The organism is Uliginosibacterium sp. TH139 (genome assembly GCF_002855595.1).
Taxonomy (GTDB): Bacteria; Pseudomonadota; Gammaproteobacteria; order Burkholderiales; family Rhodocyclaceae; genus Uliginosibacterium; species Uliginosibacterium aquaticum.
Genome location: NZ_PKRR01000008.1, coordinates 161,671 through 186,679, shown reverse-complemented (window position 1 = coordinate 186,679; position 25,009 = coordinate 161,671). Strand labels below are relative to the sequence as shown.

At 60.4% G+C, this 25,009-nt stretch carries 24 protein-coding genes; 8 read left to right on the top strand and 16 right to left on the bottom strand.

Annotation, left to right across the window (positions count from 1 at the left end):
- The 6 genes from C0V76_RS16860 to C0V76_RS16835 form a co-directional block, all read right to left on the bottom strand.
- On the bottom strand, positions 1 to 1,852 hold a 1,852-nt coding region (locus C0V76_RS16860), incomplete at its 3' end, for a retention module-containing protein (protein WP_143707451.1).
- Positions 1,853 to 2,001: 149 nt separating this feature from the next.
- On the bottom strand, positions 2,002 to 2,619 hold the full coding sequence (locus tag C0V76_RS16855; RefSeq protein WP_101944025.1) for a response regulator transcription factor: 618 nt from the start codon (positions 2,617 to 2,619) through the stop codon (positions 2,002 to 2,004).
- 6 nt (positions 2,620 to 2,625) lie between these two features.
- Positions 2,626 to 4,008, bottom strand: a complete 1,383-nt coding sequence (locus C0V76_RS16850) for an HlyD family type I secretion periplasmic adaptor subunit (RefSeq protein ID WP_101944023.1) — start codon at positions 4,006 to 4,008, stop codon at positions 2,626 to 2,628.
- Positions 4,008 to 6,203 carry a type I secretion system permease/ATPase gene (locus C0V76_RS16845; protein WP_101944021.1) on the bottom strand — a complete coding sequence of 732 codons (2,196 nt, stop codon included), beginning with the start codon at positions 6,201 to 6,203 and terminating at the stop codon, positions 4,008 to 4,010. Before C0V76_RS16845 ends, C0V76_RS16850 begins: the two co-directional genes overlap by 1 nt.
- Positions 6,204 to 6,223: 20 nt before the next feature.
- Positions 6,224 to 6,544: a hypothetical protein gene (locus tag C0V76_RS16840; protein ID WP_101944019.1), complete on the bottom strand. Its 321-nt coding sequence runs from the start codon at positions 6,542 to 6,544 to the stop codon at positions 6,224 to 6,226.
- Positions 6,545 to 6,730: 186 nt separating this feature from the next.
- Positions 6,731 to 8,326, bottom strand: coding sequence for a phospholipid carrier-dependent glycosyltransferase (locus tag C0V76_RS16835; RefSeq protein WP_158239266.1), 1,596 nt, complete (start codon positions 8,324 to 8,326; stop codon positions 6,731 to 6,733).
- Positions 8,327 to 8,489: 163 nt separating this feature from the next.
- Here C0V76_RS16835 and C0V76_RS16830 point away from each other — a divergent pair, with 163 nt between their 5' ends.
- The gene (locus C0V76_RS16830; protein WP_101944015.1) at positions 8,490 to 10,271 is read left to right on the top strand and encodes an ABC transporter ATP-binding protein; all 1,782 of its coding nucleotides are present in this window, start codon (positions 8,490 to 8,492) and stop codon (positions 10,269 to 10,271) included.
- Positions 10,272 to 10,330: 59 nt separating this feature from the next.
- On the opposite strand, the gene C0V76_RS16825 is transcribed toward C0V76_RS16830, so the two are convergent.
- The 7 genes from C0V76_RS16825 to C0V76_RS16795 all read right to left on the bottom strand — a co-directional run bounded on the left by C0V76_RS16825 (position 10,331) and on the right by C0V76_RS16795 (position 17,722).
- Complete coding sequence (locus C0V76_RS16825; RefSeq protein ID WP_101944014.1) at positions 10,331 to 11,338, bottom strand: inorganic phosphate transporter; 1,008 nt, start codon at positions 11,336 to 11,338, stop codon at positions 10,331 to 10,333.
- A gap of 5 nt (positions 11,339 to 11,343) precedes the next feature.
- Positions 11,344 to 11,958, bottom strand: a complete 615-nt coding sequence (locus tag C0V76_RS16820; protein WP_254048279.1) for a DUF47 domain-containing protein — start codon at positions 11,956 to 11,958, stop codon at positions 11,344 to 11,346.
- Between the two features lie 146 nt (positions 11,959 to 12,104).
- Positions 12,105 to 13,037: a 4-hydroxy-3-methylbut-2-enyl diphosphate reductase gene (gene ispH, locus C0V76_RS16815; protein ID WP_101944010.1), complete on the bottom strand. Its 933-nt coding sequence runs from the start codon at positions 13,035 to 13,037 to the stop codon at positions 12,105 to 12,107.
- Positions 13,038 to 13,058: 21 nt separating this feature from the next.
- Entirely contained in the window at positions 13,059 to 13,490 is a 432-nt protein-coding gene (locus tag C0V76_RS16810; protein WP_101944008.1) for a peptidylprolyl isomerase, read from the bottom strand.
- A complete protein-coding gene (gene lspA, locus C0V76_RS16805; RefSeq protein ID WP_101944006.1) occupies positions 13,487 to 13,981 on the bottom strand; it encodes a signal peptidase II in 495 nt (164 codons plus the stop codon). Before lspA ends, C0V76_RS16810 begins: the two co-directional genes overlap by 4 nt.
- Complete coding sequence (ileS, locus tag C0V76_RS16800; RefSeq protein ID WP_101944004.1) at positions 13,978 to 16,770, bottom strand: isoleucine--tRNA ligase; 2,793 nt, start codon at positions 16,768 to 16,770, stop codon at positions 13,978 to 13,980. The genes lspA and ileS overlap by 4 nt, the downstream gene beginning before the upstream one ends.
- Entirely contained in the window at positions 16,763 to 17,722 is a 960-nt protein-coding gene (locus tag C0V76_RS16795) for a bifunctional riboflavin kinase/FAD synthetase (RefSeq protein ID WP_101944002.1), read from the bottom strand. Before C0V76_RS16795 ends, ileS begins: the two co-directional genes overlap by 8 nt.
- Before the next feature lie 138 nt (positions 17,723 to 17,860).
- On the opposite strand from C0V76_RS16795, the gene C0V76_RS16790 reads away from it, so the two are divergent.
- From C0V76_RS16790 to C0V76_RS16775, 4 genes are read left to right on the top strand one after another with little or no spacing between them, the layout of a single operon-like run.
- A complete protein-coding gene (locus C0V76_RS16790; RefSeq protein ID WP_101944000.1) occupies positions 17,861 to 19,222 on the top strand; it encodes an MATE family efflux transporter in 1,362 nt (453 codons plus the stop codon).
- A gap of 54 nt (positions 19,223 to 19,276) precedes the next feature.
- Positions 19,277 to 19,924 (top strand): DedA family protein, encoded by a 648-nt coding sequence (locus tag C0V76_RS16785; protein ID WP_101943999.1) that lies wholly within the window; start codon positions 19,277 to 19,279, stop codon positions 19,922 to 19,924.
- Between the two features lie 35 nt (positions 19,925 to 19,959).
- Positions 19,960 to 20,601, top strand: coding sequence for a phosphoribosylglycinamide formyltransferase (gene purN / locus C0V76_RS16780; protein WP_101943997.1), 642 nt, complete (start codon positions 19,960 to 19,962; stop codon positions 20,599 to 20,601).
- A 10-nt stretch (positions 20,602 to 20,611) separates the two neighbouring features.
- A complete protein-coding gene (locus tag C0V76_RS16775; RefSeq protein WP_158239265.1) occupies positions 20,612 to 21,661 on the top strand; it encodes a DUF3108 domain-containing protein in 1,050 nt (349 codons plus the stop codon).
- On the opposite strand, the gene C0V76_RS16770 is transcribed toward C0V76_RS16775, so the two are convergent.
- Positions 21,662 to 22,312 (bottom strand): hemolysin III family protein, encoded by a 651-nt coding sequence (locus tag C0V76_RS16770; RefSeq protein ID WP_216821780.1) that lies wholly within the window; start codon positions 22,310 to 22,312, stop codon positions 21,662 to 21,664.
- A gap of 199 nt (positions 22,313 to 22,511) precedes the next feature.
- On the opposite strand from C0V76_RS16770, the gene C0V76_RS16765 reads away from it, so the two are divergent.
- Genes C0V76_RS16765 through C0V76_RS16755 form a run of 3 tightly spaced genes read left to right on the top strand, consistent with a single transcriptional unit; the run spans position 22,512 to position 23,472 of the window.
- On the top strand, positions 22,512 to 22,814 hold the full coding sequence (locus C0V76_RS16765; protein ID WP_101943992.1) for a YqjD family protein: 303 nt from the start codon (positions 22,512 to 22,514) through the stop codon (positions 22,812 to 22,814).
- On the top strand, positions 22,814 to 23,200 hold the full coding sequence (locus C0V76_RS16760; protein ID WP_101943989.1) for a phage holin family protein: 387 nt from the start codon (positions 22,814 to 22,816) through the stop codon (positions 23,198 to 23,200). The genes C0V76_RS16765 and C0V76_RS16760 overlap by 1 nt, the downstream gene beginning before the upstream one ends.
- Positions 23,197 to 23,472 (top strand): hypothetical protein, encoded by a 276-nt coding sequence (locus tag C0V76_RS16755; protein ID WP_101943988.1) that lies wholly within the window; start codon positions 23,197 to 23,199, stop codon positions 23,470 to 23,472. Before C0V76_RS16760 ends, C0V76_RS16755 begins: the two co-directional genes overlap by 4 nt.
- A gap of 294 nt (positions 23,473 to 23,766) precedes the next feature.
- On the opposite strand, the gene C0V76_RS16750 is transcribed toward C0V76_RS16755, so the two are convergent.
- The gene (locus tag C0V76_RS16750) at positions 23,767 to 24,195 is read right to left on the bottom strand and encodes a BLUF domain-containing protein (protein WP_101943986.1); all 429 of its coding nucleotides are present in this window, start codon (positions 24,193 to 24,195) and stop codon (positions 23,767 to 23,769) included.
- Positions 24,196 to 24,206: 11 nt separating this feature from the next.
- Complete coding sequence (folE, locus tag C0V76_RS16745; RefSeq protein ID WP_101943984.1) at positions 24,207 to 24,920, bottom strand: GTP cyclohydrolase I; 714 nt, start codon at positions 24,918 to 24,920, stop codon at positions 24,207 to 24,209.
- Positions 24,921 to 25,009 lie beyond the last annotated feature (89 nt).

Here is a 25,009-nt window from a genome sequence, read left to right as displayed (position 1 = left end):
CCCCGACCACACCGGTGATGGCGATCGACTGACCGGCCTCGGTAGCGTTGATGATGTCGTCCGGCGTGATGGCCGCATCCAGCGTGATGGTCGGCACCGGAGGCGCGGTATCGACCGGCACGGAGTCCGTGCCCGCCGTGCCGGTGTTGCCGGCGGCATTGGTGTAGGAACCTGCCGCAACCGAGACCGAAGCAGTGCCGGTGAAGGCGTCCGCTGCGGTGAAGGTGGCGGTAAAGACCTTCGGATCGGCGGTGGCGGTGAGCCCCGAGATCGTGCCGCCCACAGCCGTGATGTCGGCCGCAGTGAAGCCCACCGGGGCTTCAGAGAAGCTGAAGGTGACGGTGGAAACCTTGTCAGCCACATTGAGTGCGGTATCGACGATATCGACAGTGACGCCTGGTGCAACAGTATTGATTGCGACTGTATCGCTGCCAGCTGTACCAGAGTTGCCTGCAGCATCGGTGTAGCTGGCATTGGCCACGGTTACGCTGCCAGTGCCGGAGAAGCCGTCGGTTGCGGTGAAGGTGGCGGTAAAGACCTTCGGGTCTGCGGTGGCAGTGAGACCGCTGATTGTGCCGCCTACCGCTGTGATATCTGCGGCGCTAAAGCCGCTAGGTGCTTCACTGAAGGTAAAAGTGACAGTGGAAATCTTGTCGCCATTGTTCAGCGCGGTGTCGACGATATTGACGCTGACGCCTGGCGCAACAGTATCGATTGCGACTGTATCGCTGCCAGCTGTGCCGGGGTTGCCCGCAGAGTCGGTATAGCTGGCATTGGCTACGGTTACGCTGCCAGTACCGGAGAAGCCGTCAGTGGCGGTGAAGGTTGCCGTAAAGACCCTCGGATCGGACGTGGCCGTCAGCCCACTGATTGTCCCGCCCACTGCGGTGATATCCGCAGCGCTAAAACCACCAGGTGCTTCGCTGAAAGTGAAGGTGACGGTAGAGACCTTGTCTCCGCTGTTCAGTGCGCTGTCGGTGACGTTGACGGCAACGCTGGGAGGGTTGGTGTCGACCGAATAACTTTCGCGACTCGTGGCGCTGCTGGTGTTGCCAGCGGCATCGGTGGTGCTCACGCGTGCATCGATGGTGGCATCCGCGTCAGCCACCAGATCGGCGCCCGGCACCGCAATGCTGAAGGACTTGTCTGCCGCGACCGTGCCGGTGAAATCCTTGCCATTGACGGTCAGGGTGACAGTGTCACCCACCTTGGCGTCACCCCCGACCACGCCGGTGATGGCGATCGACTGACCGGCTTCAGTGGCATTGATGATGTCGTCCGGCGTGATGTTCGAATTCAGGCTAATGCTGGGGGAGGGCGGCTGGATATCTGCCAGGGTGGCGTCTTGCAGGGTGTCATCGTTGCCGTTAGGGATGTTGATCGCTTCGGCGACAAAGGACGTTCCACTCTGGAATTCGAGCGGTGAGAGTTCTTCTGTGACGCGCAACAGGCGCACGAAGCCGTGGCCACCCTCTGCACCACCTGCACCCAGGCCTGCAGCAGCAGGATCCAACGTAGCAAAAGGATCCTCGCCGGCGTTCAGTGCGGCTAGAACCGCTTCGGCGTCTGTTGCCGAGGGTGTTTTGACCGCGGCCTCGCTGCGCTCGGTGTTCTGGCCGAGCATGTCTTCATCGGCGCGCACGTTGCGGCCACCGCCAAGGTCAAGCAGCTCGCCATTGGGCAGGCGGATCTGCAACTGACCCTTGGCGTCCACTACGATTTCCTGTCCTTGCTCGATGCGGTCCCCGGCTTTAAGGGCAATCAGACCTTCGGGGGTACGCAGATAGGCCTTGCCGTCGATGCGGACAACATTGGCGCTGAGGGCGGGAGTGGTGGACTTGGAGGCTGCCATGCGGGGTCTCTTTTCCGGCTTTTAGTAGGAATGAGCCGGAATTTACGACGCAGTGCAGCGTGCTCGTATTGTACCTGGGTACAGTTTTTCGTCGCGATGTGTCACACGCCACGAAAAATGCCGCAAAACCTCTTCAGAAGGGGCTTTTCTCAGGGGCGGAGGCCGTGAACCTTGAGGGCAAGCTGGAGTCGGTCGGTGACATCCAGTTTGTTGAAACAGGCGCTCAGGTGAGCCTTCACCGTACGCTCGGTGATGTTCAGCGCTCCGGCGATGAAAAGATTGGATTCACCTGAGGCGGCAAGGCGCGCCACTTCGCGTTCGCGCTCGGAGAGTCGACTGCTCCAGTCCTCTCCCTGTACGGCGCGCTGACGGTTAAGCCCGCGCAGCAGCCGGGTCAGCAGGCTTCTACCAACCCATTGCTCACCGCTGGCCACAACCTCAAGTACCTGGCGCAGCGTGGCAGGGGGGGCATAGGCCTGGCAATAGCCGCTGACACCTGCTTCGAGGAAGGCGAGGCCTTCGTCGTCGCTCGGCAGGCTGCTGGCTACGATCAGCTTGTGCTGCTGGCTCCAGCTTTGCCAGTCCGGGTGCCCGGGGGCGGGCAGGGCGTGGGCATTGCTGTCGAGGACGATCAGGCTGCCCGCAGTTTGCCGGGGAATACTGGCGGCGCCACTGAGGCGGTGGATGACCCATTGATCGGCTAGCAGGCGGAAACGGGCAAAGACGGTTTCGTCGTCGGTGAGGATCGAAAATTCGTGATGCGGCATGTGGACTCAGCGTTCGCGCAGGGCATTGGCCTGAGCACGCAGGACGGGTTTCATCAGGTAGGCAAGGATGGTTTTCTTGCCGGTGAGGATATCGACCTCGGCAATCATGCCGGGGATGATCGGCAGGTTCTCGGCGCCGATCACGCTTTTGTCGGTGCGCACCCGCACGATGTAATAGGAGTTGCCCTTGTCGTCGGTAATCGAGTCTGCGCCGATGTGTTCGAGCTTGGCTTCGAGGCCGCCGTAGATGGCGAAATCGTAGGCCGTGAACTTGACCAGCGCTTTCTGCCCCGGACGCAGGAAGGCGATGTCGCGTGGCAGTACCTTGGCTTCGAGCAGCAGGGCATCGTCGCTCGGCACGATGCCGATGATGTCGCGGCCGGGCTGAACGACACCGCCGACGGTATTGACCAGCAACTGCTTGACCGTGCCATTCACGGGTGAGCGGATTTCGGATTGCTTGACCCGGTCTTCCAGCGCGACGCTGCCTTCTGAGAGGCGGCCCAGGCGTGAGCTGACTTCGGACAATTCGGTGCGGGCCTTGTTGCGGATGCCCAGATTCACTTCCTGGATCTTGCGCTGGGCTTCGGCAATGGCGGACTCGATGCGCGGGATCTGGGCATTGGCCATGTCGCGTTCGCCACGATAGCGCGATACATCGCGCTCCAGGCGCAGCAGTTCAACATCGGAAACGGCCCCTGTACGCGCCAGCGGGCGTGTTTTCTCAAGCTCCTGGCGGGTCAGCTCATAGCCTTGCTCGGCCGATTCGCGACGCGCACGGATTTCCTTAAGCTCCTGACCGCGCTGGGTGAGTTGCTGCTGGGCGATGCCAATGCTGTTGAGCAGTTCGCTGCGCACGGCCTCGAACAAAGCCTGCTCCTGCGCGACGATTTCGGGCGCCTCTGTGACGACTTCGGGCGGGGGCACGAAGGGGCGTGTCTCGGCGATGGCTTGCAGGCGTTCGGCTTTGGCCAGGAGTGACAGATACTCGGAACGGTTTTCCTTGAGATTGGAAACAAAGCGGGTCGGATCGATCTTCAGCAGCAACTGACCTTTCTTCACGAGCTGGCCTTCACGCACCAGAATCTCGGAGACCAGACCGCCATCCAGGCTTTGAATGACCTGTACCTGGCGTGAGGGAATGACCTTTCCTTCACCCTTGGTAACTTCGTCCAGCTCGGCCAGGGCCGCCCACACCACAAGTAGCAGCAGGGCCAGTGCCGAGGCCAGCACCGCAATCCGCGCACCGCGCGGCGATTGCTCGGCCAGCGCCCAGTGGGCATCGGCACCGAAATCGTCGTCGTCGTGGATTTCGTTGCGCTCGGCGTAGTCGATGGCCCGGTCGTAGAGGGCTGAGAGACGGGCATACAGGCGCTGCAGTGCTTGCATCACGCGGCCCTCCCGATGCGTCCGTGTTGCAGGGCTTCAACGACCTGGGCCTTGGGGCCATCGGCCACGATGGTGCCGGAGTCGATCACGATCAGGCGGTCGACCAGATCCAGCAGGGACGTGCGATGGGTGACCAGAATCACCGTCTTGCCAGCGGCATAGCCGCGCAGGCGCTGCTTGAGTTGCTCTTCGCTCTGGTGATCCATGCTGCTGGTGGGTTCGTCGAGCAGCAACATGGGCGGATCGTTGATCACCGCACGGGCAATGGCTACCGCCTGACGCTGACCTCCGGAGAGAGACTCACCACGCTCGCCAATCGGCATATCGAAGCCTTGCGGATGGGCATTGGCGAATTCGGTGACCCCCGCCAGTTCGGCAGCAGCGAGCACCGCCGCATCGCTGGCCAGGGGTGAGCCCATCATGATGTTCTGCTTGAGGCTGCCGAAGAACAGGGTCACGTCCTGCGGCACGAAGCCAATGGCGCGGCGCAGTTCTGCCGGATCGATCTGGCGGGCATCCACACCATCGATCAGGACTGCGCCCTCGGTGGGTTCGTAAAGCCCGAGGATGAGGCGTTCGAGCGTGGTCTTGCCGGACCCGATGCGGCCGATGATGCCGACCTTTTCGCCAGCCTTGAGCTTGAAGGAAATCTTGCGCAGAACCTTCTGCTCGTTGCCGGGATAGGCAAATCCAACCTCCTTGAATTCGATATCGCCGCGGAAGCTGGCGCGATGCAGGAAGCTGGCTTCCTCTGGCCGCTCAACGGGCAGCTGCATCTGTGAATCCACCGAATTGAGGCCGGTTCGTGCGTTCTGGAACTGCATCATCAGGCCTGCGACTTGTCCCAGTGGCGCCAGGGCACGGCCCGAGAGCATGCCTGCGGCGATGATGCCGCCCATGGAGACCTGATTGTCGGTGAGCAGGTACACCCCGAGGATGATGGTGATGATGTTGACCGCTTGCTGGGTGGTCTGCGCGAAATTCATCGTAGTGGACGAGAGCAGACGGGTGCGCGCTCCGATCTGTGCGATGAACAGGGTGGCACGCTCCCAGCGGCGCTGCATCTCGCTTTCTGCGCCGAGGGTCTTGATGGTTTCCAGGCCGACTAGGCTTTCAATCAGGCCGGCGTTGCGCTGGGCCGAAGCTCGATAGGTGGTTTCCGTTAGTTCATGCATCTTGCCTTGGGAGAATAGCGCCACCGCAACGACTGCCAGCATGCCGAATACGGCCGGCAGGATCAGCCAGGGCGAGATCCACAACATCGCCAGGAGGAAGATCAGCACGAAGGGGAGGTCCACCAGCGCAGTGACGGTCGCTGAAGCAATGAAATCACGCACGCCTTCGAAGGCTCTCAGGTTGGAAGCAAAGGAGCCGACCGAGATCGGGCGCGCGGCGAGTTTTACGCCCAGTACACGCTCCATGATGCGTGCTGAAAGGGTGACATCGACCCGTTTGCTGGCCGTGTCGATGATGAAGGCGCGGATGCTGCGCAAGGCAAAGTCGAAGAACAGGATCAACAGGGCCCCGATAGACAGCACCCACAGCGTTTCAATGGCGTGATTCGGCACCACCCGGTCGTACACGTTCATTGAGTACATCGGGATGGCCAGCGCGAACATATTGACCAGCAGCGCAGCGGCCAGCACATCGCGGTAGAGGCGCCAGTTACCGAGCATGGCGCTCCAGAACCAGTGCTGACCACGCAACTTGTGCACTTCAGGCGCGCGTTCGTCAAAACGGAAGCGTGGCCGCACGATGATGGCAATGCCGGCGTAGGCATCCTCAAGCTCCACCGCGCTGATCACGATGCTGCTCTCCGGCGCTTCCGGCAGCGAAATGCGGAATTTCCCGTCTGGCGTGTGATCAAGCAGCAGGCAGGCACGCTTGCCGTGCAGCAGCAGTACGGCGGGCAGCAAGCGGGCGTCGATATCGGCTGGATCCTTGCGCAGAAGACGGGCGTTGAGGCTCGCGCGCGCAGCGGCACGGGCAAATTGGGACGGCGGCAGCAGGTGATCTGCTTTGGGTAGGCCGGCGGCGAGGGCTTCGGCGCTCCATGGCTTGCCGTGGATGCGGGTGAGCTGCACCAGGCATTCCAGCAGCGGATCGAGGTGGGCTTTGTGAGCGCCCAGTAGCCAACTGGCTTCGGAGCCAGCGGGGGGAATGGCCGGGGTGACGCTTGGGTTTGAGTCGCTCATCGGGTGCGCAGGGTCCGGGGTCAAATCACGTCGTTGCCGCCCAGCAGGTCAAGGGCGCCCTGCATTCTACGCCGCATGTCCTTGCGGGCCAGCAGCTTGCGCTGGGCTTCCGCAGGTAGGTCGGTGAGGCGTAGCAAACCCTTGTCCAGCATCACGTCGATCAGGTCCTCCATTACCCGGATGAAGTCAGCATCCAGGCCGGCGAAGTTGTTGATCATCGGCAGGCCGAGAAAAGCACAGACTTCAGGCGTGGTGGCAGACTGGAACTCTTGGGCGTCGGGGCTGGCTTCATGCAGCAGGGCGACGATTTCCCCTGTTGCAGAACGACGGATGTAAGGCATGGCTGTTGGCTTTCGAACAGGGTGCCTACTTTATCAGTGGTGCCGCCGAAGGACTTGGCAGCGCCTTGTCACGAACTGTGTCTGCGCAGGTGTTCGTGACTGATTTCACGGCCGGAGTGGCACGAAGCCCGCCCGCTGCCATCAATAACGGCAGGCGGGCGGGCTTCCTGAATGCTGAGCGGGCGTTCAGCCTTGGCAGTCAACGATATGCGAGAACACGTTGCGGCTCTCGCATTGCTCCTTGTTGAGTGGTTTGTGGTTGTTGAGTGGCAAGAAGAACAGGCTGCTGGCAATGATCAGCACGCTCATGACGGCCACGATCAGGAGGCGGGTGCGCGCTTTGATCTGATTCAGCTCGCACAGGTTCTGCCAGTTCAGCACGATCAGGATGTAACTGATCAGGAGGCCCAGGAAGTAGTGATAGAGATACATCACGCGCTGTGCGCCCAGATACAGATGGAGCAGCATGAAGACCAGATACAGACCGGTGAATACTTCGATCAGCGCATAGCTGCGGCCAGCACCGGCTTCCACGCCGAAGAGGCGGCGGTTGGCGATGGTCAGAATCGAGAGCAGCACCGCGGCAAGTCCAAGGTACCAGCTCACCTGATTGCCGGCGAGCTGTACGTAGCGTGTGAAACCGTCGGCCGAATCCCAGCGGTAATTGATGGTCTTGTTGTGCAAGGGCCAGTTCAGAGGAGAGGAGCCGTTCTCGCCCGGTTTGCACACATCCAGTTTTGGCACTCCCTTGTGGTCGTGATCCATGAACCTGAAGTAGTCGTTGGTAATGGCGAGCAGCGTTGACGGTGTCAGATGCTGACCCCGTGTGACGTAGTCCTTATAGGTCTGTGACATGAATTGCTGATCGGTCTGGGCGGATGTGCCTTCGCTGGCCGGCTGCTTTCCGATCAGTGCGTGCAGGGCAAACACAACCAAGGTGATTGTTGCTATCGTGAGCGTTACAATGCCAGCCTTGAGTGCGAAGTGACGTAGCTGGTGCAGAACATCGAAACCACGCAGGCGTGTGCCGAAGTCCTTGAAATAGAGCACAGGGAATAGCGCGAGCAGAAGGGCTGCGTTGATCTTGACCATGATCGCCAGTCCGCACAAGGCTGCAGCGCTGGCGTAGAGATGTACGGGGATGGGGCCTTCATGCTTCCACATGCGGATGAAAACCCAGAGCGCTCCGAGACTGAAGAACATCTGGAAGCTGTCCAGGTGCACGGCGCGGAAATGTACGATAAAAGCATTCTCGAACAAGTAAAGAGTTGAGAACAACAGGGCCACGAGGCGGTTTTCGGTGAGCTCAAGCATCAATCCGAAGAACATCAGTGCGCCCAGTGCTCCGAACAGGCTGGGGGCTAGGCGCATGCCGGAAAATGAGAAGCCTTGCGGGAGTTTGTCTCCGTCGATGTACTTCGTCGGCGTGAGGGCGCTCATGTCGATGCCCTGATTGGCGCCGGATAGTTTCTCGCCAGCAGCGATGAGAAGCAGGCCAAGAGGCGGGTGCGGCTCTAAGTGGGCGAATCCTTCTATGTAACGTTGGGCTGAAGTGAGGTGATAGTTCTCGTCCCAGAAAGCATACTTGGGTTCGGCATGGTTAACGAAGTACATGCACCAGCCGATCGCCAGCACGATGATGAAGCATAGCGTGGTGCGCAGCCAGCCCGGGATGCGCTCGATGGCATCGAAGACCTTTTGCGATGCGCCGTTGCCGCTAACGGCGGCTGTGGCAGAGGCAGCCGGAGCTGCACTTGGATTCTGGTTTTTCGGCTTTGCCATCTTGTCGTCCTGTCCCTGAGCGGCGTCTTGCTGCGCCATGGTGAAGCGCGATGCGGGCAGGAGTTTGCTGGGCGCCTGCTGGTAGTGTCAATGATGCAGTGCGATCGGCCGCGTACAATGTATGAGCGGCGCATCTTGCGCCCCAGAGCGGAGTGAATGCCTGATGCTGCAGCCCGATCCAAAGTCCGACGAACTGGTCTTCCGTTTTCGTGATCTGCCCCGAGCGCTGTGGTTCTTTCTTGCCGAAGAGCGCTGGTTCTATCTGTTGTTCCTGCTGGTCTTGCTGGCGGTGATGTTCTACACGCTGGTGCCGCCGCTGTTGATCGGCATGATCGCTAACTTCCTGATTGCATATGGCGCGGCCGCGCCGGATGTGCGCCCAGCCGTGAGTCAGCTGTGGTGGCTGGTTGGTGTGTTGGCGGGCAGCCACGCAGTGGTTGCGCTGGTACGCCTGTCATCGAAACGTATGCTCGGGCGAATCAGCCTGAATGCGCGCTATCGCGCCAAGGTGTGGGGGTTTGAGCGCTTGCTCGATTATTCGCTGGCCTGGCACCAGCAGGAGAGCACAGGCAACAAGGCCCAGCGAATCCTGACGGGCTCCGAATCGGTGCGCGAATGGACCGGTGACATGGTCAACAGCCTCAGCTCGGCAGTGGCCGCCTTCGTGGGTTCGCTGATTGCCTGCATGCTGTTGCACCCGGCGTTCATCCTGTTCTTTGCCTACTACCTGGGAATTCTCCTCAGCGTGGAGTTCTATTTTGACTATCGCATCGCGAAGTTGTCGGATCGCATCAATAAATCGATGGAGAACGCCAGTGGTAGCTTTGTAGAGAGTGCGTCCAACATCCTTGCCGTGAAGGCACTTGGCGCGGCGGATAACATGACCAGCAATGTGGCTCGCCGCGAAGAGCTGGCGCGCCAGCTTTCCTACGAGCGGCTGCGCCTGTCGAACACGAAGTGGATGTGTTTTCAGATCCACAACAGTATTGCCTGGGGCGCGTACCTGCTGGTGATCGGCTGGATGGTGATGCAGGGGGCACTGCTGGCGGGCTTTTTCCTGACCTACGCGGCCTATTTCGACCGTTTGCGCGAAGCCTCAATCGAGTTCACCGACAAGATTCAGCTGATGATCGAGCGCAAGTCCAATCTTGGACGAATGATGTCAATCTTCTGGGGGCGCAATACGTTGGCCAAGGGTAAGGCACGTTTCCCCACTGAATGGGATGCGATCCATTTGGAAAAGGCCAGTTTTCGTTATGGGGACAAGCCGGCGGTGGGGCCCATGACTTTGGAAATTCCGCGTGGCAGCGTGCTGGGCATTGCCGGACACTCCGGCTCGGGCAAGTCCACCCTGATCAAGCTGATGCTGGGTCTTTATCACTTGGAACATGGCGAGTTGAAGATCGGCGGTACGCCGGTGGCTGACATCCGGCACGAGGCATTGATCAGTAAGGTGGCTGTCGTACTGCAGGAAACCGAGCTGTTCAATTTCTCGTTGAAAGAAAATCTCACCATGATGCGCGAAGTATCTGCCGAGCTACTCGCGCGTGCTTGTCGGATCGCCTGCCTCGACGAACTCATCGCGCGCTTGCCTGAGGGGCTCGATACCTCGGTGGGCGAGAAGGGGCATGCACTCTCCGGTGGCGAGCGTCAGCGGGTTGGCATTGCACGGGCGATCTGTCGTGACGCGCCGATCCTGTTGATGGATGAAGCAACCTCCGCACTCGATTCCGCAACCGAACAGCAAGTGACCCAGCGCCTGATGAACGAGTTTGCGCCGGGGCGCACCCTGATCATCGTTGCGCACCGCATCAGTACTCTGCGGGAGGCGGACCAGGTGGTGGTTTTCGAGCAGGGGCAGATCGTCGAGCAGGGCCGTTTTGCCGAATTGGCGGCCGATCCGGCCACACACTTCGGGCGTATGGTGGCGATCCAGGCTGCCTGAGCTGCGGCAGATACAAAAAAGGCGTGTCCTTGGACACGCCTTTTTAATCCTTTGAGCGCTTAGAGGATCTGCCGGCCGATCCACCAGGAGATCGCTGCTATCAGCGCACTGCAAGGAATGGTCAGCACCCAGGCCCACACGATGCTGCCTGCCAAGCCCCAGCGCACGGCCGAGAAGCGGCGCGAGGAGCCTACGCCGACGATGGCGCCCGTGATGGTGTGGGTGGTGGATACCGGGATTCCAAGCCAGGTTGCGAGATAGAGCGTGATCGCACCGCCGCTATCGGCGCAGAAGCCGCTGTAAGGCTTGAGCTTGGTGATGCCTTGCCCCATGGTCTTGACGATGCGCCAGCCGCCAAAAAGCGTGCCGAAGCCAATGGCCGAGTAGCAGGAAATGATGACCCAGATCGGCAGCTCCGAATCCTGTCCCAGATACCCTGTGGTAATCAGCAGCAGCCAGATGATGCCGATGGTTTTCTGGGCGTCATTGCCGCCGTGGCCGAGGCTATAGGCGCTGGCCGAGACGATCTGGAAACGGCGGAACCAGCGGTCAACCTTGGTAGGTGTGCTATGGAAAAAGCTGTGTGACACGATCAGCATCATGATCGAGCCCAGCAACATGCCGAGCATCGGGGAGATCACGATGAAGGCCACGGTCTTGCCGATACCGGTCCAGATCAGCGGAGCGCTGCCAGCCTTGGCCATCGTTGCCCCAACGATGCCACCGATCAGGGCATGTGAGGAACTCGACGGAATGCCGAAATACCAGGTGATGACGTTCCAGCTCACCGCACCCATCAATGCGCCGAAAACCACGTAGTGATCGACTACGCTCGGATCAACAATGCCTTTGCCAACCGTGGCAGCCACCTTGAGGTGAAACACGAAGATAGCCACGAAATTGAAGAAGGCGGCCATGGCGACCGCCTGGGTCGGCTTGAGCGTGCCGGTGGAGACAATCGTGGCGATTGCGTTGGCTGCGTCGTGAAAGCCATTCAGAAAGTCGAAAATCAGGGCGAGCGCGACCAGCGCGATCACCACGTACAGGCTGATTTGCACGGTTTCCATAGCGATCAGGCGTTTTCCAGCACCAGACCTTCGACAACCTTGCTCACGTCTTCGCAGTGATCGGTGATCTTTTCCAGGCCTTCGTAGATGGCCTTCATCTTGATCACCTGCAGCGGGTCACGCTCATCGCGGAAGACGCGGCCCAGCGCCGAGCGCATCACACGGTCACAATCCGACTCCAGTTGCTCGATCTCACGGCAGGTACGCAGGATGTCGCTGGCGTGCTCCATGTCGCCGATCAGCTTGATGATCTGCTTGACGCGCTCGGCACAGGAAAGAGTCAGTTCCGACATCTGCACGGCGTCCGGTGTCAGACGACGCACGTTGTACAGGCTGATGCCCTCAGCGACGTCCTGAATCGAGTCGACAATGTCATCGAGATCATTGACCAGAGCATGGATCGCATCGCGATCAAAAGGCGTAATGAAGGTGGTGTGCAGCAGGGCCACCGTATCGTGCGTGATCTTGTCGGCTTGCGTTTCGATTTCGTCAATGCGCGAGACGATGCCGGGCATGTCTTCCGGGCTGGCCGACATCAGGGCAACCAGTTGCTGGGCTGCCAGTACAACCTGCTCGGCATGAGCGTTGAAGAAATCGAAAAAACGGCCCTCGCGGGGCATGAATCGTCCGAACATGGGAGCGCAGTCGTGTTTGAAAAGAAGGCGCGATGATATCAGCCCGAAAGGGCCAAGGTCTTGCCTTGTTACAATTAAATGAAGGACTTGTCTGATCTGTCACACATTGCCGTATCACGGCAAAGAGAGCCTCAGGCCTGCAATTCCTTCGGAATCGGGAAGGTGATGTTTTCGATCGCGCCATCGAGTGGCCGAACGTTGCTGGCGCCCAGTTCCTTGAGACGGGCGATGACTTCATTGACCAGGATTTCCGGTGCTGACGCGCCTGCGGTTACCCCGATGCGGCGCTTGCCAGAGAGCCAGGCCGGATCGAGTCCTGCCGCATTGTCTACCAGATAGGCCGGCACATTACGCAGGGCGGCCACTTCGCGCAGGCGATTGGAGTTAGAGCTGTTCTTCGAACCGACCACGATCACCAGATCGACTAACGGAGTCATGAATTTCACGGCATCCTGGCGGTTCTGGGTGGCGTAGCAGATATCGTCCTTCTTTGGCCCGACGATGGCCGGGAAGCGCGCCTTGAGCGCATCGACGATAACTTGGGCGTCGTCAACCGAGAGGGTGGTCTGGGTTACGTAGGCGAGTAGGTTCTCGTCGCGCACCTGAAGGGCTGCCACTTCTTCCACGGATTCGACCAAATACATGCCGGACTCCGCCTGGCCCATGGTGCCTTCCACTTCCGGGTGGCCCTTGTGGCCGATCATGACGATTTCACGCCCGGCTTCACGCATCTTGGCCACTTCCACGTGTACCTTGGTGACGAGCGGGCAGGTGGCGTCAAACACTCGCAGGCCGCGGGCTTCGGCCTGGCGGCGCACCTCCTGGGGTACGCCGTGAGCCGAGAAGATCAGGGTGGCGCCGGCCGGCACCTCGTCCAAGTCTTCGATGAAGATGGCGCCCTTGGCGCGCAGGTCTTCGACCACGAACTTGTTGTGCACCACTTCGTGACGCACATAGATCGGCGCGCCGTGCACAGCGATGGCTCGTTCGACGATGGCGATGGCACGCTCGACACCGGCACAGAAACCGCGTGGGTTAGCGAGGAGAATTTCGGAATTGCTCATATGCTGGCTTTCGGATGAAACTCAAATCGCGCCGATGACTTCCACTTCCACGCTCACGGCGTGGCCGGCAAGGGGGTGGTTGAAGTCGACCAGCGCATATGCTTCGGTGAGCTGGCGCACCAGGCCCGGGTACTGGCTGCCATCCGGTGCGGTGAAAGCAAATACGGTGTCTTCTGCCAGATCCATGCCGGCCGGAACGTGTTGGCGGTCCACCTTTTCGACCAGCTCATCGCGGTAGGGGCCAAAGGCTTCACCTGACGCCAGTTGGAATGTTTCACGATGGCCAGCGCTGAGGCCGATCAGGCGGGATTCGATGGCTGGCATCAATTCGCCCGTGCCGAGTTTCAGCGTCATTGGGGTGGCTTCGAAGGATGAAAACATCACTGTGCCGGACTCTGCGTGGGCAATGCGGACGTTCAGGGTGACGAGGCTGTCGGGCTGGATAGTGCTCATTGGGGCTTGGCTTTCTGTTGGTTTTCGCGGCGGCTCTCACGCAGCTGGGCCAGAATCATCAGGGCCACGCCGAGGCAGATGGCCGAATCTGCGAGGTTGAAGGCCGGCCAATGATAGCTGCCCAGGTAAAAGTCGAGGAAATCAACCACTTTTCCATGGGCCAAGCGGTCGATCACATTGCCAATAGCGCCGCCCACGACGAGAGCGAATGCTGCCGGCTGCAGAATCTCGGTACGATGCAGCCAGATCAGGCGCAGCAGCCAGGAGCAGATCACAGCCGCCAGCGTGACGAAAAACCAGCGTTGCCAGCCATCATGCCCGGCGAGAAAGCTGAAGGCCGCGCCTGGGTTATAGACCAGCACCAGATTGAAAAAGCCCGTGACCGGCAGCGATTCGTACTCGGCAAAGTGCGCCAGTACCGCGAGCTTGCTCCACTGATCCAGCCCGATCACGGCCAGTGCCAGCACCAGCCAGAGTGTGAAACGCTTCATGCAAGGCTCCGTGCTTCGCCGGCTCCGTGCAGGTTGTCGTCGCAACGGCCGCACAGCTCAGGATGCTCCGGATTGCGACCCACATCGGCACGGTAATGCCAGCAGCGGCCGCACTTCTGGTGGCCGGAAGGTGTAACGATGATCTTCTCGTCGGTTTCCGCTGTCACTTCGACCACACTGACAGCTGAGGTGATGAGCACGAAGCGCAGATCATCACCCAGTGCGGCGAGTGCCGCGAATTTTGCGCCACTGGCGTGCAAGGTGACTTCGGCTTGCAGGGACGAGCCGACCTGACCGGCCGTACGCACGGCTTCGATTTCTTTCATGACTTCAGCGCGCACGGTGCGGATCGTTGCCCAACGTGCAACCAGGGTCTCGTCGGTCGTCAGCTCGGGCAATTGGTGGAAGGTGTGGAGCATCACGCTGTCGTCGGCATCTGCACTCATCACGGCCCAGGCTTCCTCGGCGGTGAAAGAGAGGATCGGTGCCATGAGCTTCACCAGGGTCTGGGTGATGTGCCACAGCGCAGTCTGTGCCGAGCGACGGGCGATGGACTTGGTGGCGCTGGTGTAGAGGCGGTCCTTGAGGATATCGAGGTAGAAACTGCCCAGATCATCCGAGCAGAACAGCTGGAGTGCCTGCACGATGCGATGGAACTCATACTTCGCGTAGTCAGTCTCTGCGCCTGCGGCCAGTTGCCGAGTCAGGCTCAGGGCGTAGCGGTCGATTTCAAAGCATTGTTCGACCGGCAGCGCGTCTGTTGCGAAATCGAAGTCGGCGGTGTTGGCGAGCAGGAATCTCAAGGTGTTGCGCACGCGGCGATAGACCTCGATCACGCGGTCGAGGATTTCCTTGCCGATCGAGACTTCGCCTGAGTAATCGGTGCTGGCGGCCCACAGGCGCAGGATTTCGGCACCGAGCTTGTCGGTGACTTCCTGTGGCACCACAGTGTTGCCGAGCGACTTGCTCATCTTGCGGCCTTGCGCATCCACCACGAAGCCATGGGTCAGCAGGGCCTTGTAGGGCGCGCGGCCGTCGATGGTGCAGCCAGTCAGGAGCGACGAGTGGAACCAGCCGCGATGCTGGTCCGAGCCTTCCAGATAAAGATCGGCAGGATAGCCGTGCTGATCCGGGTGTGAGCCGCGCATGACGTGCGAATGGGTGGTGCCCGAGTCGAACCACACGTCCAGCGTATCGCTGATCTTGTCGTAGTGCGCGGCGTCGGCGCCGAGCAGTTCGGCCGCATCGAGCTTGAACCAGGCTTCGATGCCTTCTTTCTCGACACGCTGGGCGACTTCTTCCATCAGCTCCACGGTGCGCGGATGCAGCTCGCCCGTTTCCTTGTGCAGGAAGAAGGGGATCGGCACGCCCCAGTTGCGCTGGCGCGAGATGCACCAGTCTGGTCGGCCGGCGATCATGGCATGCAGGCGCGGCTTGCCCCAGGCGGGGAAGAAGGCGGTGTCTTCAACCGCTTGCAGGGCGCGTTCGCGCAGGCTGGTCGTGCCGTCAGGCTTGTGATCCATGCCGACGAACCACTGCGCGGTGGCGCGGTAGATCACCGGCGTCTTGTGGCGCCAGCAGTGCATATAGCTGTGGCTGATGGCCTCGTGGCGCAGCAGGGCGCCGACTTCTTCCAGTTTCGCGACGATGTTCGGGTTGGCCTTCCAGATGAACTGACCGCCGAAGAATTCAAGGCTCGGCACGTACACGCCATTGCCCTGCACCGGGTTAAGGATCTCGTCAAAGCCACGGCCGTTCGCACGCCATATGTTGAAGTCGTCTGCACCGTAAGCGGGGGCGCAGTGCACGATGCCAGTGCCGGCATCCACGCCGACGTAATCGGCAAGATACACCGGCGAGACGCGGTCGTAGAAGGGGTGCTGGAAGGTGATGCCGGCAAGGCGCGAACCCTCGGCCAGGCCAAGGATCTCTCCGTGCAACTTGTAGCGCTTGAGGCATTCCGTCACCAGCTCTTCGGCCAGCACCAGCAGGCGGTCACCCACATCGACCAACGCGTAGCGGTGCTCCGGATGAATGTTCAGCGCCTGGTTGGCGGGGATGGTCCAGGGCGTGGTAGTCCAGATCACGATGGCGGCCGGCTTGGGCAGCGCATCCATACGGAAGGCCACCGCTAGTTGATCCGGCACGGCACAGGTGAAGGCTACATCGATGGCATCTGACTTCTTGTCCTCGTACTCGACTTCGGCTTCAGCCAGTGCGGAGCCGCAATCGAAGCACCAGTTCACTGGCTTCAGACCCTTGAAGACCCAACCATTCTTGACCATGGTGCCCAGCGCGCGGATCTCGCCAGCCTCGTTGCCGAAGTTCATGGTGAGATAGGGGTTCTCCCACTCGCCCAACACGCCGAGGCGGATGAAATCCTTCTTCTGACCTTCCACTTGCTCGGCAGCATAGCTGCGGCACAGCTCGCGCACCTTGTCGGCGAGCAGTTTCTTGCCGTGGGTGACTTCGATCTTGTGTTCGATCGGCAGACCGTGGCAATCCCAGCCCGGCACATAGGGAGCGTCAAAACCCGCCAGGGTTTTGGAGCGGATGATGATGTCCTTGAGAACCTTGTTCAGCGCATGGCCGATGTGGATGTTGCCGTTGGCGTAGGGCGGACCGTCATGCAACACGAAACGAGGGCGTCCGGCAGAAACCTTGCGGATCTTTGCGTAGAGATTTTTCTGCTGCCACTGTTGCACCCAGCTCGGTTCGCGCTTGGGCAGATCGCCGCGCATCGGGAAGGGGGTGTCCGGCATGTTCAGGGTCGGTTTGTAGTCAGCCATGTTGTTCTCGCAAGCTCAAATACTCGGGGTGCGTGGCAAACCATGCCCGCACATCATCACAATCCTTGCCGATCGCCGCCTTGAGGGCGTCCAGCGAGTCGTATTTCTTCTCGTCGCGCAGCTTGTGCCAGAAGCGCACGGATAGGCGTTCTCCATAGAGATCGCCGGAGTAATCGAGAATGAAGACCTCCACACGCAGCGCGAGGCCCTCGGCAATCGTCGGGCGGTAACCGATGCTGGCGGCGCCCACGGCATGTTTCAGTGGGCCGCCATCTACGGTCACTGCGAAAATGCCCGAGAGTGGTAGGGTCTGCTGGCGCATGCGGATGTTGGCAGTCGGAAAGCCGATGGTGCGGCCAATCTTGTCGCCATGCTGTACCCAGCCTTCAACCACGAAGGGTTCGCCGAGCAGGCGCGTGGCATGTTCAATCTGGCCCGCCTGCAGCGCTTCGCGTACGGCAGAGCTGGAGACTCGCTCACCTGCGACCTCTTCTGTTCCCATCGCCTCGACACTGAAACCGTAGCGCGCGCCGGCTTCCTTCAGGGCCTCGAAATCGCCATTGCGGCCACGGCCGAAGCGGAAGTCGTCACCGATCATCAGGTGACGAACCTGCATGCCTTCCACCAGCACCTGACGGATGAAGGTGTCCGCATCCAGATCGGCAAAGTCGGCATTGAAGGGCTGCACACAGATCTGGTCGACACCGGCGGACTGCAGCAGCGCCAGTTTGCGCCACATGCTGCACAGGCGCGGTGGAGCGGTGTCAGGCGCGAAATACTCGCGCGGATGTGGCTCGAAACACAGCACGGTGGCCGGCTGGCCCAGTTCGGCGGCTTTGGCGCGGACACGGGCGAGCAGCGCCTTGTGGCCGAGGTGCACGCCATCGAAATTGCCGATGGTCAGCACGCATGGCTCACTGATGTGTGCCCGGATACCCCTGAAGATGCGCATGAAAGCTGCTGGAAAAAGGGCTGATTATAGCTTGCGGGGGCGTGGAAAGTCTGCGCGCCGTCTGGCTTCTGCCGTAGCTGGCGCCTTGAATGAAGAATTTGTCAGACAACTTTTCTAGCCAGGACTAGAATTCCGCCCATGTCTGAAAAGAAACTCCATCTGTTTGCGATTACCTGGCCGATCTTCATCGAAAACCTGCTGATGGTACTGATGAGCCTGTTCGGCCTTTGGTTGGCGAGCCGGATTTCAACCGGGATGGTCGCCGCTTATGGGTTGGTCAACCAGATTCTCGGTGCCTTGCAGATCGTGTTTCAGGTCGTCAGTATCGGCACAAGTGTGGTCGTGACCCAGCATCATGGTGCGGGCGACGAAGCCGGCGCGCATCGGGTTGCACAAAGCGGGCTGGCCGCTTCCGGCTGGGTTGGTCTGGCCACACTGTTGCTGTTGCTGAGCTCTGCGGGCTGGATTCTTGCTGCAATGAACCTGCCGCCAGAGCTGCGTCCGGCGGGGGAGACCTATACCCGCTGGCTGGGGCTTGCCTTGCTCTTCGATGCGGTATCGATGTGCATGATCGCGGTGCTGCGTGCCTACACCCATACCCGCGAGTCGATGAAGATCGTGCTGGGCATGAATCTGTTGCAGGTGCTGCTTTCGGTGCCATTGATGCTCGGAGTGGGGCGCTGGCCTGGTCTTGGCCTGAATGGCCTGGCATTGGCGATGGCTGTTTCACGCCTGTTCGGCATTGCGTTGGCCTGGCGGGTGTGGCGTAGCCGGTTGGAGATTCACCTGCGCTTGCCGGACTGGCTGCGTCTTGAACGCGTACCGCTGGCGAGCATCCTGCATATCGGCTTGCCGGGGGCTGGAGAGAAAGTGGCTTTCCGGGCGAGTTTCATCATCAGCGTGGCCATCGTGGCGAGCATGGGCGAAGCCGCGTTGGCGACGCACGCCTACGTGTGGAATGCGGTACGCCTGGTTACCTTGCTGACGGGTTCAATCGGTTTCGGCACCGAGATCGTGGTGGGGCATCACGTTGGCGCAGGGCGCCTGCATCGGGCCAATCGCGTACTGTGGCAGGCCATGGCCTGGGGCATGGCGGTGATGCTGCTGTGTACTCTGGCTAGTTGGTGGCTGACGCCACTGGCGGTAGCGCGCGCTACTGCAAATCCCGAAATCCTCGCCTTGGTCGGCATGATCGTGCTGATCGAACTGGTGCTGGAGCCCGGGCGGGCCTTCAATATCGTAATGACCAGTGGGCTGCGTGCGGCAGGCGATGCGCGCTTTCCGGTGAAGGTCAGCATGGTCTCGGTTTTCCTGTTTGGCGTCGGCCTGGGCTGGCTGCTGGGCGTGCATTACGGATTGGGTCTGGTCGGCGTGTGGATTGGTTATGCGGCTGACGAATGTTGCCGCGGCATCATGATGGCGACACGCTGGCGTCTCGGAGGCTGGGTGGCGCATGCGCGGCGTACGCGGCGACGGATCCTGGCCCACATGCAGGCGTGAAGGGCAGGGCTTCCGGTATGATGGCAGCCTCCCCATTCATCCAGCAGCCCCGGCATGGAACTGATCACCCAATTCCTCGATATCGTCCTGCATCTGGACAAATTTTTGCCCCAACTGGTGGCGGAATACGGCAGCTATATCTATGTGATCCTGTTCCTGATCATCTTCTGCGAGACCGGACTGGTGGTGACCCCCTTCCTGCCTGGCGACTCGCTGCTGTTCGTGGCTGGCGGGGTGGCTGCAGCAGGTGGCATGGATATCAATCTGCTCTCTGGTGCCTTGTTTGTGGCGGCCGTACTGGGCGATAACGTCAATTACTGGATTGGCCGCAGCCTTGGTCACAAAGTGTTCAAGTGGGAACAGTCGCGTTTCTTCAACCGTGCTGTGTTCGACAAGACCCACTCCTATTTCGAGACTCATGGCGGCAAAACCATCATCGTGGCGCGCTTCATGCCGCTGGTGCGTACCTTTGCGCCCTTCGTGGCGGGCGTGGCGGAGATGAGCTATAAGCGCTTCCTGCCACTGGACATCATTGGCGGCGCGATCTGGATCTTCTCCTTGACCTGGGCAGGCTACTTCCTGGCCAATATCCCTTTCATCAAGAACAACCTGACGCTCTTCGTGCTGGGCATTATTGCCGTTTCCCTGATGCCGGTCTTTGTTGCCTGGCTCAAGAGCCGCAAAGCGGCCGCCGGGGCTTAAGTTCAAGGTAATTCCGGCTATTCCCGAGTTTCTGCATGAAAAATATCGTCATCCTTATTTCCGGCCGCGGCAGCAACATGGAAGCCATTGCGCGAGCAGGCATTCCCGGTGCCCGGATTGCGGCTGTGATCTCCAACCGACCCGATGCCAAGGGCCTGGAGATCGCTCGCAGCTTCGGCATTGAAACCCTTGCTCTCGATCACAAGGCCCATGCCAGCCGCGAGGCCTTCGATGCCGCGTTGGCAGTCGAGATCGAGCGCTTCGAGCCGGACCTGGTGGTGCTGGCTGGTTACATGCGCATCCTCACGGATGCCTTCGTGCGCCGCTTCGAAGGCCGCATGCTGAACATCCATCCCTCACTGCTGCCCAGTTTTACCGGTTTGCATACCCATCGTCGGGCGATCGAAGCCGGAGTGAAGGTGGCCGGCACGACGGTGCATTTCGTGACCCCTGAGCTCGATGATGGCCCGATCGTGATTCAGGCCGTGGTGCCTGTATTGCCCGAGGACAATGAAGACAGCCTTGCCGCGCGTGTGCTGGCTCAGGAGCACCAGATCTATCCGCAGGCTGTACGCTGGTTCGTGGAAGGGCGTTTGAGTCTCGAAAATGGTCGCGTGTGTGTGCGCGATGCGCAGCGCGGTCCGCTGGGCTGGTGTGTGCCACCGGTGGACGACTAAGGTTGCGGCAATGCGACGACAGACGCCCCTGATCGTCGCTTGTGCCTGTTCGCTGGCCGTGCATCTGGGCAGCTTGCTCAGCCCCGGCTGGGAACTGCCGGATGCGGATGTTCCCGAGGGCGATGCCCGGCGTATTGAAGCCACTCTGGCTGCAGCCAGCCCTGCGCCCGCAGCTGTCGTGCCTGTTGCCGCCCCTTCCACTACCCGGCGGTCGCAGCCAAAACCAGCCCCTGCAGCCAAACCGGAGCCGGTCCCTGAAGCTTCTTTGCCTGTCGCGACCGAATCGGTAGTGTCAGAGCCCGGCATCGAAACGCTTGCAGAGGCTACGAGCTCGGCACCTATTGCCGAACCTGCCCCGGAGGCATCCTCGCCAGCTCCATCCCCACACCTTGTCGCCAAGCCCTTGCCGCGTCAGGGGCGTGTGTTTTATCACGGCACTGTCGGTGGTTTCGTTTCCCTGAATGCCATCGGCGAAGCCAGCTGGGAGCATGATGGGGCGCGTTTCCAGAGCCGTCTGACAGCGGGGATGGGTGCTTCAGACGGGATGTTCGACTATCGTTCGACCGGTCGCCTCGCCGCAGGCCAGTTGATCAGCGAAACCACCAGTGACCGGCGCATGAAGAAACAGTCCACCGGACTGATCGATCAGGCGGGCGGCAAAGTGACTATGCAGCGTGGTGGAGATACCCGCGAGCGTACGATCAAGGGCCTTGCGGTGGCCATGTCGGCATTGCCGCAATTTCTGATGACGCTGGATGAGTCGCTTGAGAAAGCCGCCCTGTTCGTGGTGGGGGACTTCTGGGTCGAGGATTCCGTCTTGATTGCCCGCGGGCTGGAGCAGCTATCCCTGTCTTCCGGCAAGATAGAAGCCCGGCATTACGAATCCCGGGCGAACAACGGTACTCAGGTCAATGTCTGGCTCGCGCCGGACTGGCGCAGTGCGCCGGTGCGGATCCGCATCCGCTCGGCTGACGGTTACGTGCTTGACCTTAAGGCGGTAGAGGTCGAGATAGAGGGTCAGGTCCAGCTCAAGGCCCCTGAGACTCACAGCGATTTTTGATCACGCGACGGCTGCTTCGGGTGTGCAGCCATACAGCACGGCAAAGAAGTGGCAGATGGTGCCAGCCAGCACGAAGAGGTGCCAAACGAAATGGCCGTAGCGCAGCTTGCTATCGAGTGCGTAGAACACCACACCGCCGGTATAGGCCAGCCCACCCGCAATCAGCCACACTGTGCCGGCAGCGGATAGATTCTGGAAGAGCGGTACCGCCGCTACGATCACCAGCCAGCCCATCAGCAGGTAAAGGCCCATGGAGATCCACTCCTTGGTCATCCGTTCGCTGAGTTTCAGATACAGCCCCAGAGCCGCCAGCGCCCAGATCACGCTGAACAGGGTCCATCCCCAGGGGCCGGCCAGCACGCTGAAAGTGAAAGGAGTGTAGGTGCCTGCGATCAGCAGGTAGATGGACGCATGATCCAGCTTGCGCAGGATCTGCTTGATGCGTCCCGGCCGAACCATGTGGTAGAGCGTGGAGCTGGCAAACATCAACACCAGGGTGCTGGCATAGATGCTGGCCGCAGCAATATTCATGGCGCTGCCGTGCCGGGCGGTGAGGATCACGAGTATCGGGAAGGCGCTCAATGCTGCCAGCAGGCCAAGACTGTGGCTGGCCCAGTTGGCAAATTCTTCGCCCCGGCTCTGGGGTCTCATATATTCCATCAAGGATTCTCTCTGCTGCCGTACTAAAGCGTATGCGTGACCAACTTTAACCCGGAAATGATAGTTTGGACGGGCAATTTTCCTCGCGCCGGCTGTGCAAGTGGCTAGGATTAATTGTGTGAATGCTGCGGAACGAATGACGAGCCCGGCAGTCCCTCTAAATACGTCATCACCCACTCAGGAGAGCGACATGTCTGAAAACACCAGTTCCACCCTGCTCGATGAATCCCAGGAAATCCTGCATAAGACCGAAAAGCTGATCGCTGATGCCGCTCACGCCACTGGCAAGGAAGCGGAGGCCCTGCAGGCGCGCATCATTGCCGGCCTGCGTGACGCCAAGGAACGCTTGGGGGTGGCCGAACAGATCGCCCTGGACAAAGCCAAGGCTGCCGCCCAGGCCACTGATGCTTATGTGCATGACAATCCCTGGAAGGCCATTGGTATCGGAGCCGCTGTCGGCGTAGTGGTCGGTATGTTGATCGCCCGCCGCTGATGTTGCCGCGTTTCCTCGAGCGCCTGCGCCAGCAGGCCGATAATCTTGCCGGCCTGCTGGGCAATCGCGTTGCCCTGTTCGGGATCGAACTGCAGGAGGAGAGTGAGCGTCTGCTTGGCCACCTGGCGCTGCTGTTGGGGGCTGCAATCTGCACCTTGTTTTGTTTGCTGAGTGCGCTTGTAGCGGGGCTCGTGCTGGCTGCCCGGTATGGCGTGCTGCTCGAAGTATGTGCAACGCTGGCAGTGCTGTTCCTGCTACTGGCCTTGGGCTTGGCTTGGTATTTGCGGCGACGTCTGGCTGACGCTCCGGAGCCCTTCGAGGCGACTCGGCAGGAGTTCGAGCGTGACCGATTGGCGCTTAATGGCGCCCGGGAGACTGCGCAATGAACCAGCGACAAAGCATGCGTAAGCTGCGCAAGGAAATGCTGTTGCTGCAGTCGGCCCAGTATCGGGCTGCGATGCGTCATCGCTTGGGCGATGCCACCGCCCGTTCCCTGCGCGAGGAACTCACGCGAACGGCCTGGCTTGATGGGGCAGGGGCCTTGCTCGGATCAATCTTGCCCGCGCGTTGGGGGCGTTGGTTGAATTTGGCGCTGGGTGTGGTACGCATAGCCAAAACAGTTGTCGACCGCAGCGAAAAGCAGGGGCCCGTGGTTTGAGCGCTCCTCGTTTGAACCGCCGCTAAGGTTCGGATTCCTGACCCCGAAGGTTTGCTGCTGAGGTTCAAACACAAAAGAGAAACGCCGCATTGCGCGGCGTTTCTTTTCGGTGGATCCACCACCGTCGCCGGGTTTGTCCCGGTTAGGTCTACCTGATGCTCAACGCTGTTGCTGTTGCGATAAGGGTTCCCTTTTGTTGCGCAGGGGGTGCCTGCAATCTCTTTGTAATGCCTGCCTGCCCATATTTCAAGGAAGAATTTTCTTGATCGGGTTTGGGGCACTTCAGCCGTGATATCAGCTAGCGCGTCCAAGTACCGAGGCGGTGGCGATCAGGTCGTCCAGCAAGGCCATGGAGGCTGCGCCACTGACGCAGAACGGGTCCAGCTCCGCTTTTTCAGCGTACTTGAGCATGAAGGAAGGGTTGATCTTGGCGAGATTGACCTGGCCCATGGTCCAGCTGGCAAAGCGACGTTCACGGATCTCCTCGAAGGAAAGCAGGCGTACGTTGCGATGGCGTTCGTCGCGCACGATCAGGTTGTAGAGCTCACAGACGGCATCACGCCCGCCTTCGAGCACCTGCATGAAGATGTCACCGCTGTAGCAAAGAATGCCGGTAATGCCTTGCTCGGGGTTGTGGGCGCGTGATTGAGCGAGGATGCCCTCGATCATTTCGGGTGAGAGCGGCTGAGCTGCACGGCTGGCGTAAAGCAATCGAACGAGCATGGCAGGCTCCGTCAGTTCTTGAGGTTGATGAGTGAGAGGAATTCGCGGCGTAGCGAGGCATCCTTGAGAAAAACGCCGCGCATCACGCTGTTAATCATTTTGGTGTCACTGTCCTTCACGCCGCGCCAGTGCATGCAGAAGTGATCCGCTTCCATCACTACCGAGAGGCCGTCCGGGCTGACTTTGTCCATCAGCAGATTGGCAACCTGGGTGATGGCTTCTTCCTGGATTTGCGGACGGCTCATGATCCATTCGGCGAGCCGGGCGTATTTTGACAGGCCGATCAGGTTCGAATGCTCGTTGGGCATGATGCCGATCCACAGCCGGCCCATGATCGGGCAGAAGTGGTGGGAGCAGGCGCTGCGTACGGTGATTGGGCCGACGATCATCAGCTCGTTGAGGTGCTCGGCATTGGGAAATTCCGTGACCGGCGGCGCTGGCAGGTAACGGCCGCGAAACACCTCAGTCAGATACATTTTGGCCACGCGGCGTGCGGTGTCCTGGGTGTTGTGGTCGCTACGGGTGTCGATCACCAGGCTTTCGAGCACGGTCTTCATTTTTTCTTCGACCTCGTCGAGCAGCGCGTCCAGCTCGCCGGGCTCGATGAAGGCCGAGATATTGTCATTGGCATGAAAGCGATGCTGCGCCTGCTGGATGCGGCTGCGGATTTTCTCCGAAACCGGAACGTAGCGATGAGTGATGGAGTCGGGGGGCGTGTCAGACATGTTGTTGTTTCCTGTTTCAGGACTTCGTCAGCTTAGCGCATCACCGTGATGGCGGAAACCACGAGGCGGCAGAGCCATGTGATTCATGC

Bases quoted from the DNA above. Each gene is read 5' to 3' on its own strand.
- C0V76_RS16855 (WP_101944025.1), bottom strand. From the start codon at position 2,619: ATGCCGCATCACGAATTTTCGATCCTCACCGACGACGAAACCGTCTTT.
- C0V76_RS16850 (WP_101944023.1), bottom strand. From the start codon at position 4,008: ATGCAAGCACTGCAGCGCCTGTATGCCCGTCTCTCAGCCCTCTACGAC.
- C0V76_RS16845 (WP_101944021.1), bottom strand. From the start codon at position 6,203: ATGAGCGACTCAAACCCAAGCGTCACCCCGGCCATTCCCCCCGCTGGC.
- C0V76_RS16840 (WP_101944019.1), bottom strand. From the start codon at position 6,544: ATGCCTTACATCCGTCGTTCTGCAACAGGGGAAATCGTCGCCCTGCTG.
- C0V76_RS16835 (WP_158239266.1), bottom strand. From the start codon at position 8,326: ATGGCAAAGCCGAAAAACCAGAATCCAAGTGCAGCTCCGGCTGCCTCT.
- C0V76_RS16830 (WP_101944015.1), top strand. From the start codon at position 8,490: ATGCTGCAGCCCGATCCAAAGTCCGACGAACTGGTCTTCCGTTTTCGT.
- C0V76_RS16825 (WP_101944014.1), bottom strand. From the start codon at position 11,338: ATGGAAACCGTGCAAATCAGCCTGTACGTGGTGATCGCGCTGGTCGCG.
- C0V76_RS16820 (WP_254048279.1), bottom strand. From the start codon at position 11,958: ATGCCCCGCGAGGGCCGTTTTTTCGATTTCTTCAACGCTCATGCCGAG.
- ispH (WP_101944010.1), bottom strand. From the start codon at position 13,037: ATGAGCAATTCCGAAATTCTCCTCGCTAACCCACGCGGTTTCTGTGCC.
- C0V76_RS16810 (WP_101944008.1), bottom strand. From the start codon at position 13,490: ATGAGCACTATCCAGCCCGACAGCCTCGTCACCCTGAACGTCCGCATT.
- lspA (WP_101944006.1), bottom strand. From the start codon at position 13,981: ATGAAGCGTTTCACACTCTGGCTGGTGCTGGCACTGGCCGTGATCGGG.
- ileS (WP_101944004.1), bottom strand. From the start codon at position 16,770: ATGGCTGACTACAAACCGACCCTGAACATGCCGGACACCCCCTTCCCG.
- C0V76_RS16795 (WP_101944002.1), bottom strand. From the start codon at position 17,722: ATGCGCATCTTCAGGGGTATCCGGGCACACATCAGTGAGCCATGCGTG.
- C0V76_RS16790 (WP_101944000.1), top strand. From the start codon at position 17,861: ATGTCTGAAAAGAAACTCCATCTGTTTGCGATTACCTGGCCGATCTTC.
- C0V76_RS16785 (WP_101943999.1), top strand. From the start codon at position 19,277: ATGGAACTGATCACCCAATTCCTCGATATCGTCCTGCATCTGGACAAA.
- purN (WP_101943997.1), top strand. From the start codon at position 19,960: ATGAAAAATATCGTCATCCTTATTTCCGGCCGCGGCAGCAACATGGAA.
- C0V76_RS16775 (WP_158239265.1), top strand. From the start codon at position 20,612: ATGCGACGACAGACGCCCCTGATCGTCGCTTGTGCCTGTTCGCTGGCC.
- C0V76_RS16770 (WP_216821780.1), bottom strand. From the start codon at position 22,312: ATGAGACCCCAGAGCCGGGGCGAAGAATTTGCCAACTGGGCCAGCCAC.
- C0V76_RS16765 (WP_101943992.1), top strand. From the start codon at position 22,512: ATGTCTGAAAACACCAGTTCCACCCTGCTCGATGAATCCCAGGAAATC.
- C0V76_RS16760 (WP_101943989.1), top strand. From the start codon at position 22,814: ATGTTGCCGCGTTTCCTCGAGCGCCTGCGCCAGCAGGCCGATAATCTT.
- C0V76_RS16755 (WP_101943988.1), top strand. From the start codon at position 23,197: ATGAACCAGCGACAAAGCATGCGTAAGCTGCGCAAGGAAATGCTGTTG.
- C0V76_RS16750 (WP_101943986.1), bottom strand. From the start codon at position 24,195: ATGCTCGTTCGATTGCTTTACGCCAGCCGTGCAGCTCAGCCGCTCTCA.
- folE (WP_101943984.1), bottom strand. From the start codon at position 24,920: ATGTCTGACACGCCCCCCGACTCCATCACTCATCGCTACGTTCCGGTT.